8 protein-coding genes and 1 pseudogene are annotated in these 11,370 nt (G+C 42.0%); 7 read left to right on the top strand and 2 right to left on the bottom strand.

The features are described 5' to 3' along the window. Positions 1–462 precede the first annotated feature (462 nt). The 4 genes from pfkA (at position 463) to nagB (ending at position 6,730) form a co-directional block, all read left to right on the top strand. On the top strand, positions 463–1,467 hold the full coding sequence (gene pfkA / locus QM629_RS20850; protein WP_415161843.1) for a 6-phosphofructokinase: 1,005 nt from the start codon (positions 463–465) through the stop codon (positions 1,465–1,467). A gap of 33 nt (positions 1,468–1,500) precedes the next feature. Further along, a complete protein-coding gene (gene pyk / locus QM629_RS20845) occupies positions 1,501–2,994 on the top strand; it encodes a pyruvate kinase (RefSeq protein WP_415161842.1) in 1,494 nt (497 codons plus the stop codon). Positions 2,995–3,136: 142 nt separating this feature from the next. Further along, positions 3,137–4,780, top strand: coding sequence for a beta-N-acetylhexosaminidase (locus tag QM629_RS20840; protein WP_415161841.1), 1,644 nt, complete (start codon positions 3,137–3,139; stop codon positions 4,778–4,780). 12 nt (positions 4,781–4,792) lie between these two features. Continuing rightward, positions 4,793–6,730, top strand: coding sequence for a glucosamine-6-phosphate deaminase (gene nagB, locus QM629_RS20835; protein ID WP_415161845.1), 1,938 nt, complete (start codon positions 4,793–4,795; stop codon positions 6,728–6,730). A 398-nt stretch (positions 6,731–7,128) separates the two neighbouring features. Here nagB and QM629_RS20830 read toward each other — a convergent pair whose 3' ends face one another. Next, positions 7,129–8,133, bottom strand: coding sequence for an alpha/beta hydrolase (locus tag QM629_RS20830; protein ID WP_415161840.1), 1,005 nt, complete (start codon positions 8,131–8,133; stop codon positions 7,129–7,131). A 272-nt stretch (positions 8,134–8,405) separates the two neighbouring features. Between QM629_RS20830 and QM629_RS20825 the strand changes: the two genes are divergently transcribed. The 3 genes and pseudogenes from QM629_RS20825 to QM629_RS20815 form a co-directional block, all read left to right on the top strand. Further along, positions 8,406–9,533 (top strand): acyltransferase family protein, encoded by a 1,128-nt coding sequence (locus tag QM629_RS20825; RefSeq protein ID WP_415161839.1) that lies wholly within the window; start codon positions 8,406–8,408, stop codon positions 9,531–9,533. Positions 9,534–9,637: 104 nt separating this feature from the next. After that, a complete protein-coding gene (locus QM629_RS20820) occupies positions 9,638–9,877 on the top strand; it encodes a hypothetical protein (RefSeq protein ID WP_415161838.1) in 240 nt (79 codons plus the stop codon). A gap of 29 nt (positions 9,878–9,906) precedes the next feature. Further along, positions 9,907–10,107, top strand: a pseudogene (locus QM629_RS20815) (type II toxin-antitoxin system RelE family toxin); the annotation flags it as partial. Positions 10,108–10,238: 131 nt separating this feature from the next. Here the strand turns inward: QM629_RS20815 and QM629_RS20810 are convergent. Beyond that, positions 10,239–11,315, bottom strand: coding sequence for a DUF3810 domain-containing protein (locus tag QM629_RS20810; protein WP_415161837.1), 1,077 nt, complete (start codon positions 11,313–11,315; stop codon positions 10,239–10,241). Positions 11,316–11,370: the final 55 nt, after the last annotated feature.

Below are 11,370 nucleotides of genomic sequence, written 5' to 3'. Positions count from 1 at the left end.
GCCAGAGCGGGTTCTGGCCCCTCTCCTTTGGAGAACTTGTCCCGACCATTCGGGAGGGGTTGGGGTGAGGTCAAACATTGAAATACAAGATTTTAAATTATTTAGTCGGACAATAATTATATAGGATACATATTATATGATATTGCATGTTTAGCAAATCATAGTGTTTTCATCTTTCATGAAAAATTTTCTGCCTTTTTTATCAGCTATGCCAAAAACTATAATTCTTATATGTTTGTTTTTTAAAAGTGTAAGCAAGCCTTATGCTAAAATTTTGTAAATGATGGTAAGATTATGACATGCATCAGTAAATATTTTATTAAGAACAGGCATCCTGATAATTTATCTTATTTTATGCGCAGCCTCAAATAAACATCTGTAAAAAACGCTTACTTTTGGCGCGTTGAGCAAGAGAATTTTAGACTGCATACATTTTAATAATAGAACAAACTGATTGCATCAATGTCAACGAAGGTTAATAAAATAGGCGTTTTAACATCAGGGGGAGATTCTCCAGGCATGAATGCAGCTATCAGGGCTGTTGTACGAACGGGGATTTATTACGGCCTTGAAGTTTTCGGCATCATGCGCGGGTATAGCGGCATTATAGAAGATGATATGTTTCAAATGTCTTCCCGCTCGGTCGCCAATATTATACAACGTGGCGGTACAATTTTAAAAACAGCGCGCTGCAAAGAATTTTATAATGAAGAAGGCCGTAAAAAGGCCTTTGCTAATTTACAAAAGCAGGGTATTGACGGGCTGGTGGTGATAGGAGGGGATGGCAGCTTTACCGGCGCTTACAAACTGAATAAAGAGTTTGGCATTCCATGCATTGGCATTCCCGGCACTATTGATAAAGACCTGTACGGCACCGATTTTACATTGGGTTTTGATACTGCCGCAAACACAGCAGTGGCAGCGATTGATAAAATACGCGATACAGCCGACTCGCACGACCGCCTGTTTATTGTAGAAGTAATGGGCAGGCATGCCGGCTACATCGCCATGCATAGCGGTATTGCCACAGGCGCCGAGCATATTTTAATGCCTGAAGTAAATACTACAATAGATGAAATTATTGCAGCGCTCTCTGAACAGGAAAAAAGAAGAAAGCTCGTTAACCTTGTTATAGTGGCAGAAGGATATATGCCAGACCCCTCCAACCCCAAAATAAAAGGCGCCAATGAGGTAGCCCGCCTTTTGGAAGAAAGGCTGAAAGGTTTGGAGATAAGGGTTACCATACTGGGCCATATTCAAAGGGGCGGGCCGCCATCCTGCATTGACAGGCTTATTGCAAGCCGCATGGGCTATCATGCCGTGGAAAGCCTGCTGGAAGGAAGGCATAATGTGATGGTAGGGATTTTAAATAATAACATGCATTATACGCCGCTGGAGATTGCCATACGCGAAAAACAAAAGATGGGCGAAGACTGGCTGGAGATTGTAAAAATTTTGGCCAGTTGATTGCAGATGAAATATAAACATTGAAATTTTTCTATGTCAGATAATATAACAAAATACCTGCATAAGGAAATGGACCGGCAGGCAGGTGTAGAGCATACATTTCACCGTACTAAAATAGTGGCAACGATTGGCCCCGCCTGCGATACATACGAAAAAATGCTGGAGCTTGCAAAAGCGGGCGTAAACGTATTCCGGTTAAATTTCTCTCACGGCACACAGGAAGACAAGGCAAGGATACTTGGGCTTATTGAACGGATGAACAGTGAAGAGCCCTTTAACGTTTCTTCGCTGGCCGATTTGCAGGGCCCCAAACTGCGCGTGGGTGAAATTCAAAACGGTTTGCTCGAAATTAATAACGGCGATATATTAACCTTTACATCAAAAGAAAAAGTAGTAGGTACCAAAGAAAAAATTTACGTATCCTATCCTAACCTCCACGAAGATGTAAAGGTGGGCGACAAAATTCTGATTGATGACGGCAAACTGGAAGTGGTTGTAATTGAAATTACGCCTGATGATGATGTAAAGGTTGCCGTTACTTACGGCGGCATACTGATGCCTAAAAAGGGAGTAAACCTTCCGGATACCGATATCTCTTTGCCGGCTTTGACGGAGAAAGACCTCGCAGACCTTGAGTTTATATTACAGTACAGCGTGGACTGGATTGCGCTCTCGTTTGTGCGCAAGGCAGAAGATATTATTGACCTGAAAAGAAGGATAGCAGAAAAGAAATCGTCGAGCAAGGTGATTGCAAAAATTGAAATGCCTTCTGCATTAAAAGACCTGCGCAACATTATCCTTGAATCAGATGCGGTGATGGTGGCGCGCGGCGACCTTGGTGTGGAATTGCCGGTTGAAAAAGTGCCAATGGCGCAACGCGATATTATTCGCAAATGCATTCACCGGGCAAAGCCGGTAATTGTAGCCACACAGATGATGGAAAGCATGATAGACCGTATTAAGCCAAACCGCAGCGAAATAACCGATGTGGCCAATGCGGTGCTGGAAGGTGCGGATGCCGTTATGCTGAGCGGTGAAACAGCAACGGGAAAACACCCTGCACTGGTGGTGGAAACCATGCGCCGCATTATTCTTGAAGTAGAAAAAACGGAATATCGTTATAACAGGGAAGAAGACCTGAAACCCCTGTCGCATTCGCCCACTTTTCTGAGTGATGCTATATGCTATAATGCCTGCAAAATAGCAAAAGATGCCAATGCCGACGCTTTGATTGGCATGACGCAAAGCGGTTATACGGCATTTACCTTAAGCAGCTATCGGCCACGAAGCCCTTTATATATTTTTACAAAGGTAAAAAGCCTTGTTAACCAGTTAAGCTTAAGCTGGGGCGTTCGCGCTTTTTATTATGATGAAGAGATAAGCCTGGATGATATTATTTTCGACCAGATAAAAATATTGAAAGAGAGAGGCTTTTTAAAACCGGATGATGTGGTCATTAATACCGGCAGTACGCCGGTTAACCTGCATCTGCCAACGAATGTGCTGAAGATTACAAAAATTGAATAAAAAAATCCCCCCGCACTGCGGGGGATTTTTTTATTTTTTAATATTATGCATACGATTGCCTTACGCATCATTTGCAAACATTTCTTTTCTTTATGCTTTATATTTTAATATATTTTCATTCACCGGTTAAATCAATGAACACATGAACAAATTGCTGGGTTTTCTTTTTTGCTTTATGATGATTTCCAAACTAACAAACACACAAACATTAAATATTATTCCGGCGCCTGTAAAGGCTGAAACAAAGCAGGGAACATTTTCCATTACAGGCCATACCACTGTTTTTTATGTTCAAAAAGATTTGGCAAAAAGTGCAGCCTTCTTAAATGATTACCTGAAAAAATTTTATGGCTTCAGCCTGCCGGCAGAGAATAAAAATCTATATCCTGAAGGAAAGATTTCTTTGCAGATAATACGCCCGGGCGGCACTGCCATTCCCGGCGCTTATACATTGCATATTGATAACAACGGGATTTCCATTACTGGCAACGATGCAGAAGGTGTTTTTTATGGCATTCAAACTTTAATACAGCTACTGCCTGCAGAAAAATCAGGCAGCTTAACTGTGCAGCAATGCAGCATTGAAGATGCGCCCCGTTTTGCTTACAGGGGCATGATGCTGGATTGCGGCCGGCATTTTTTTCCTGTTGAGTTTGTAAAGCAATACATAGATTTTCTTGCCCTGCATAAGCTCAATACATTGCACTGGCATTTAACCGAAGACCAGGGCTGGCGCATTGAAATAAAGAAATACCCGAAACTGACGGAAGTGGGCGCCTGCAGAAACGGTACTATTATCGGCCATCATCCGGGAACAGGAAATGATAACACAAAATATTGCGGTTATTATACACAACAGCAAATAAAAGATATAGTAAAATATGCTGCAGACAGGTATATCACCATCATTCCCGAAATTGAAATGCCGGGCCATGCATCTGCCGCTATTGCCGCCTATCCGCAGTTAAGCTGCTTTCCCGATGAAAACACCCCCATAGCAAAAGGCGTAACCTGGAGCGGGGATTCAACCGGCAAACAGGTGCAGCAAAGCTGGGGCGTTTATCCCGATGTGTTTGCGCCCACTGATTATACGTTTAAATTCCTGGAAGATATATTGGATGAAGTGATGGCTTTGTTTCCTTCAAAATACATTCATATAGGCGGCGATGAATGCCCCAAGGATTACTGGAAGCGCTCTGCGTTCTGCCAGAACCTTATTAAAGAAAAAGGATTGAAAGATGAGCACGGCCTGCAGAGTTATTTTATAAGCACCATAGAAAAATATTTAAACAGCAAAGGCCACCAGATCATTGGCTGGGATGAAATTCTTGAAGGCGGCCTTGCGCCTAATGCCACCGTGATGAGCTGGCGTGGCGAAGCAGGTGGCATTGAAGCAGCCAGGCAGCATCACAATGTTATAATGACGCCAACAACGTATTTCTATTTTGATTATTCCCAAACAAAACAGGAAGACAGCCTTACAATAGGCGGTTACCTTCCGCTTGAAACAGTATATAATTACGAGCCTTTCACGCCAAAGCTTACACCGGAAGAACAATTGTATATAAAAGGCGTTCAGGCAAACCTGTGGACCGAATATGTTGATAATGGAAAAAAAGTAGAATACATGGTTTTTCCGCGCATGGAAGCTTTATGCGAAATAGCCTGGAGCGGTAAGGATAAAAAGAACTGGCCGGATTTTCAGCAGCGCCTTCAAAGCCAATACAAGCGTTATGATCTTTGGAATGTTAGTTATAATGCAAAAGGCATAAACAAAGGCGAGTAACAGCGATGCTTTATTAAACAATCAAAACATATAAACTATAATTATAAAATCATGGTAGATTCTTTTGAAAAAATTCCGGTTGAAATTTTTCCGTCGCCAAAGGAAGGCTCGCAATATGCTGCCGGTGAAATAGCAAAGCTTATCAGGCAAAAGCAAGCGGAGGGCAAGCCTTGTGTTCTGGGCCTTGCTACCGGCTCCACACCCATCAGCATGTATAAAGAACTGGTGCGCCTGCACCGGGAAGAAGGCTTAAGCTTTAAAAATGTTATCACCTTCAATCTCGATGAATATTTTCCCATTGCCAAAACTGCTTTTCAAAGTTACTGGAGCTTCATGCACCGGCATTTATTTGATCACATAGATATTGCTCCTGAAAATATTCATATACCTAATGGCGAATTATCAAAGGAAGAAGCCCGTAAACACTGCATGGAATATGAGCAAATGATTGATGATGCAGGCGGCATAGACCTGCAGGTGCTGGGCATAGGCAATAACGGTCATATTGGCTTTAACGAACCGGGCTCCAGCATATTTTCAAAAACACACCTGGCCATTCTTGACAACAGTACACGTGTGGCCAATGCAAGGGAGTTTCAGAATATTTCAAAAGTGCCCAGGCTTGCGCTTACCATGGGCATAAGCACCATAATGAAAGCTAAAAGAATCTTATTGATGGCCTGGGGTTTTAAGGCGCCCATAGTGGCAAAAGCAGTGGAAGGCAACGTTACTGAACAGGTGCCCGCCAGCATTTTGCAGCAGCACAACGATTGCACTTTTATTGTGGATGAACAGGCTGCATCTGAATTAACGCGCATTAAATCGCCATGGCTTACGGGCGTGATTGAATGGACGCCAAAAATAATTAAGCGCGCCGTGGTAAACCTTGCATTAAAACTGAACAAACCTGTTTTAAGCTTAACCACCCCTGATTATAATGAAAATGGTTTGGGCGATCTGCTGGTTGAAAAAGGCGATGCCTATGAAATAAACCTGCAGGTATATTATTTGCTGCGCGACAGCATTACCGGCTGGCCCGGAGGCAAGCCCGGCGCCGGTTTATCAACACATCCGGAACGAAGCGAGCCTTATCCAAAACGGGTAATCATATTTTCACCGCATCCTGATGATGATATCATAAGCATGGGCGGAACATTTATGCGGCTGCACGACCAGGGGCACGATGTGCATGTAGCCTATCAGACCAGCGGCAATATTGCCGTTACAGATGAATTTGTAACCCGCTTTCTCGACTTTGCAGTAGGCTTCCAGGACCTTTTTGATATGGACAATAAGAAAAGCACCGAGATTCTGGAAGATGCGCAAAACTATCTCGCTTCAAAAAAATCAGGCGGCGTTGATACCCCCGAAATACGCGCCATTAAAGGATTGATAAGGCGCTGCGAAGCAAAAGCCACCTGCAAATATGTTGGTTTGACAGATGGCCACTGGCATTTTCAAAACCTGCCTTTTTATGAAACCGGCACCATAGAGAAAAAGCCAATGGGAGAGGAGGATGTTAAGTTAACAATGCAGTTGCTGCGCGAAATAAAACCCCACCAGGTGTATGCTGCCGGCGACCTGGCCGACCCGCATGGCACACATAAGGTTTGCCTTGATATTGTATTTGAAAGCTTAAGAAGAATAAAGGCTGAAGGCGATGCATGGATAAACGATTGCTGGCTTTGGCTGTATAAAGGCGCCTGGCAGGAGTGGGACATTGCCGATATAGAAATGGCGATACCCATGAGCCCCGACCAGGTAATGAAGAAACGCTTTGGCATATTCATTCATCAAAGCCAGAAAGATGCCGTGCCTTTTCAGGGAACAGATAACCGTGAATTCTGGCAACGTGCCGAAGACCGCAATGCTAATACAGCCAACCTGTACTCCGCTTTAGGGCTTACACGTTATGCCGCTATGGAAGCATTTGTGCGCTGGATATATTAAATGGGTTTTAAACAAGGTATAAAAAGGTGAGGCTGATAATGATAGCCTCACCTTTTTGCTGTATAGATGTTGTGCTTTCAGTTTGAAAATACAACCTGCTGTTTTTGCTTATCAATCATTGTTGTCCGACTAAAATATTTTCTCTTGGGCTAAAGCCCTTTATGGGCCTGCTTTTTACTAACCCCAGGCTTAACCCCGGGGTTATATATCTGAAACCCTTGCACAATGGGCTTTAGCCCAAGTTATCCGGACAATAATGCTTATTAATAAAACAATAGAGGTGAGAGCTGTATCATTAAGCGGAACCTTGGATGGCATCAGTTTTTAAAGTTGTTTTACAATTGGCTGCGGAACAGGAAAAACAGAATGGCTGATAAAGAAAAGGGAAATAATATTCTTTACTGTCCTGCCTTTTTCATTCCCAGCGTTCTCTCCATAAACTTTTCTATCGCCTGTTGCACATCTAACAAATCTTTCGATTTTATATAACTTCCCATTACATGGTTACCCACATTGGGCATAGCTATTTTTGTTTTTTTACCAGCGCCCAATTCATCAAACATCTTCAGCATAGCAGGCACGCTTACAACGCTATCCTGGTGCACATTGTCTTTATAATAATACAGCATTAGCACAGGTTGTTTTACCTTCTCAAAACTTGCTTTGTTCATGGTGGTTTCAATCAGCTCCTGCAATTGTGTTGCCGCTTCCAAAGGGTATTGGCTATACCAGTATTGTTTATACACAGCGCTTGTATCGCCTGCGGTTATATAATGGCTGCCTGTAAGTGTGCGCGCAATCTGCAAACCCCAGGGATTGTTTAAAAGAAAAGAGCGGCTGTCGAAAATGGCAATGTTGGGCGACATCATTACCAATGCATCAACATCGTTGGGATAATCGGCTGCTAATTTTAAAGCCAGTGTGCTGCCGGTTGACGTGCTCATCAAAATTACTTTGTTGCCTATTTGTTTGCCTATCGCCAGCGCCTGCCTGGCGCTTTCCCATAATTTTTCCGGGGTGAGGTTTATCATAGGCTGAATGGTGTCAATGCCATGTTCTGCCAGGCGGCTTAAATACAGGTTACAGCCAAATTCTCCGGCAATATTGGTGTGTATAGGCCGGCCTTCTTCCTGGCTTGCAGAAAAGCCATGCAGGTAAACAATGGCATATTCTGTTTTTGTTTTGGCCGAATCGAACCAAACGATCCTTGCTTCGTTATTGGGCTTGAGCGTATGCTGCGCTTCATTACTGTCAATATAATGCTCAAGCGCCGCCGGGTTTGAAGGAACGGCCGGCAATGCTTTTGCATAAACCGGCGTTTCAGGATGCGGCCCAAGCAGATATACTATTGCCAGTACAATAAAAATGATAAGCAGGATTGTAAACCATCTTTTTCTGAACATACGATAAATATGAAGCAGTAAATTTATCATGCTGCCAATAAAAATCAACAGGCGTTAAAAAATATAACCTGCAATTTTCATAAAAGGAAGCTGTCTTAAAACCCGGTTTGGAAGATACGCCACAAAGGCGCAAAAACATAAAGCCATGATTTTAAAGTTTAACCCTGAAAAAATTCTTTTAAAATAGTTGCCGATGTTTTCAAACAACTATCTTTAGCGCAATTAATATTCTGCTGCTTTATTTTATTTTTTACTCAACAATTGTTACGTAAATGCAACCAATTGCGAAACAGCGTTTTCTTGCGCTGGATGTTTTTCGGGGCATGACCATCTGCCTCATGATTATTGTAAATACGCCCGGTAACGAAGAGGCAAGCTTTGCGCCGCTTAAACATGCACACTGGAACGGCTTCACGCCAACTGACCTTGTATTTCCATCCTTTATGTTTGCGGTGGGCAATGCCATGAGCTTTGTTATGCGCCGCTGGAGTGAAATGAATATCGGCGCTGTGCTTGGTAAGATTTTCAGGCGCACACTCATCATTTTTTTATGTGGTTATTTATTGTACTGGTTTCCTTTTTTTGAGTATAACGACCAGCACCATCTTGTATTATCGCCTATAGCCAATACAAGAATATTTGGCGTATTGCAACGCATAGCCCTGGCTTATTGTTTTGCCTCGCTTATGTTGTATTTTTTAGGAACGAGAACTACGGTTATTATTTCGGTGCTCATACTTATTTTATACTGGCCTGTGATGGTTTATTTTGGCACGGGCGCCGATCCGCTCGACGTGCATACCAATGCTGTATTGCATTTGGATACCTGGCTGATAGGTAAAAACCATTTATACGAGGGCGAAGGCTTTCCCTTCGATCCGGAAGGCTTGTTAAGCACATTTCCTTCTATTGGCAATGTGGTGGGCGGTTATCTTGTTGGTCAATATGTACAGAAACATGGCAAGAGTTATGAAGGCCTTGCCAAACTGATGATGGCCGGTTTTATAACTTTTGTAATTGCTTTCTGGTGGAATTATGGCTTCCCCATCAACAAAAAAATATGGACGAGCAGCTTTGTTTTGCATACGGTTGGCCTTGATTGCATGCTGCTTGCCTGCATTATGTATTATGTTGATTTCTTAAACAAAAGAACTGGTGTTTATTTCTTCGAGGTATTTGGCAGGAACCCGTTGTTTATTTATATGCTGTCAGAATTGTCTGTTACGGTCTTTTCCATGATCCCTGTTGGCAACACCAATTTGTTTGAATGGATATACGACAACATTTTTGCTTATATCGGCGCTTATACCGGCTCCCTGTTATTTGCTGTTTGCTATATGCTGTATTGCTGGCTAATCGGTTATGTGTTAGATAAGAAAAAGATTTATGTGCGGGTATAAGCAAGGCTGGCTCAGCCCCTCAGGCTGAGCCAGCCTTTTGCCAAATTACTTTAAGGCACAAAGGCTGATTTTTTTGTGCGAAGAAATATTTCTACTTTTAGTTTATGTTAGACCTTAAAGAAAAATATATCATTAACAAACAGCAAAAGCCTGTTGCTGTTCAGTTAGACATAAAAATTTTTAAACGCCTCGAAGACGTGCTTGAAGATTATGCCTTAACCCAATACATGAAAGAGACAGATCTTGAAGAAAAGCTTACATTAAATGAAGCAAAAACATACTATAAAAGGTTGAAAAAAAATAGTGTGGAGGTCGTTTTACCAGAACATTCCTTAAAGATTTAGCTAAAGTTTTTCCCGCCAGGCGGAGGAGAGAAATAGAATATTTTGTTTTTGAAGAATTGCAACATATAAATTCATTAGAAGAAGTAGGCTTTGTAGAAAAAATGACAGGGCATAAAAATTTTTATAAAGCAAGATTTGGCGATTACAGAATAGGAATATGCAAATCGGAAAATAATATTGAATTAAAGCGTGTGTTACACCGAAAAGAAATATATAAATATTTTCCTTAAATACGTTGCGTTGATTTTATAGGTATTACTAATCTTGTTTTAAGAACCCTTTCAATTCATCAGCTACAAGTTCAGGTACTTTGTTTTATGAGCAACTAAATTAAACCTAAATAACCCTGTCCTGTCTGGCTTTATAACCTTCCATACTTTTTATAATAAGCAATAAGCCAGGCAACAATTTCATCATAACTTTCAATGCCTTTGGGTTGATTATGCGCTTTCAGATAATTGCCATAGAGTTTGGTAAGCAAAGGCTCAAGCGGGTTGCGGTAAGCGTATAAATACTGCCTGTAGGTATTAATATCTTTTTTAACGAGCGTATCAAGCAGCTTTACATTCTCCCTTGCCGCAATGCTGTCACGGCTGTATAATTCACCATTCGCATACAGGAACATATCAAAGTAAGCAGAATAATTAAATGCCGGCAAATTGCCCGACCGTACCGCCAGAAAGCCGGCAAAGCTGGCTTCGCTTTCGCTGGCAAAACCAAGCTGGTGGCCTATTTCATGACAGGCAATAAATGGAAGCACGAATACCGGCGCTTTTGCATTTACCTGCGCTTCGCCGGTAAATGGATTATAATAGCCAAGAAACCCGCCATAACTGCCAATATCGCCTGCAAGCATTTTTTTAACGGAATGATTGGGATAGCTTAAATACGGATAGGTTGCTTTTGCCGCATCATATAAATCTGCGGCCTCTTTAAAAATGGTTTTATCATCGCCATAGCGAATATGCAAACTATCTATCCGTTTCCTGCTTGCATTCAACTGTTCTCTTATTTGCGCTGTAACGGTCTTTAAATCTTCTGTGCTATACCTGTCAGGAAAAAGATGCATTTTATAGCCAATGCCATAACGGTAATAATTCAGGGCCCATAACAATAAAAAGAAAATGTATGCCCCTAAGCCTTTAACAGCAAGGTTGCGCAGCGCCATCCCAAATTTTTTCCATGAAGGTTTATACCTGAAAAACAAAATGATTTTTACGATTAACCATATAGCAACCAGTGCATACAATGCATCGCCTGTACTGAAAGGAAGCCAGCCGGTTAACAACCTTAGCAGGTATGCAATGGGCGGATATACATAAGCGCTGTACACATTTTCTATGAACCAGGGCCACAGCGCAAGCACATGCAGCAGTATTACAATAAGTAAAAGAATAAAGGGCGTAAACCACCATTTTTTATTGAGTGCCTGTTGCATGCTGATGCGAATATAAAAGTATCAGGCTGTAAAAGAATCTTTAAAAAGCTGAGAA

This window comes from Parafilimonas sp. (assembly GCF_047606085.1).
In the GTDB taxonomy this organism is placed as follows: Bacteria; Bacteroidota; Bacteroidia; order Chitinophagales; family Chitinophagaceae; genus Parafilimonas.
This window is presented reverse-complemented; position numbering and strand designations above follow the sequence as displayed.

Coding starts and splice junctions, on each gene's coding strand:
- pyk (WP_415161842.1), top strand. CDS start 1,501: ATGTCAGATAATATAACAAAATACCTGCATAAGGAAATGGACCGGCAG.
- QM629_RS20825 (WP_415161839.1), top strand. CDS start 8,406: ATGCAACCAATTGCGAAACAGCGTTTTCTTGCGCTGGATGTTTTTCGG.
- QM629_RS20810 (WP_415161837.1), bottom strand. CDS start 11,315: ATGCAACAGGCACTCAATAAAAAATGGTGGTTTACGCCCTTTATTCTT.
- pfkA (WP_415161843.1), top strand. CDS start 463: ATGTCAACGAAGGTTAATAAAATAGGCGTTTTAACATCAGGGGGAGAT.
- QM629_RS20840 (WP_415161841.1), top strand. CDS start 3,137: ATGAACAAATTGCTGGGTTTTCTTTTTTGCTTTATGATGATTTCCAAA.
- QM629_RS20820 (WP_415161838.1), top strand. CDS start 9,638: ATGTTAGACCTTAAAGAAAAATATATCATTAACAAACAGCAAAAGCCT.
- QM629_RS20830 (WP_415161840.1), bottom strand. CDS start 8,133: ATGTTCAGAAAAAGATGGTTTACAATCCTGCTTATCATTTTTATTGTA.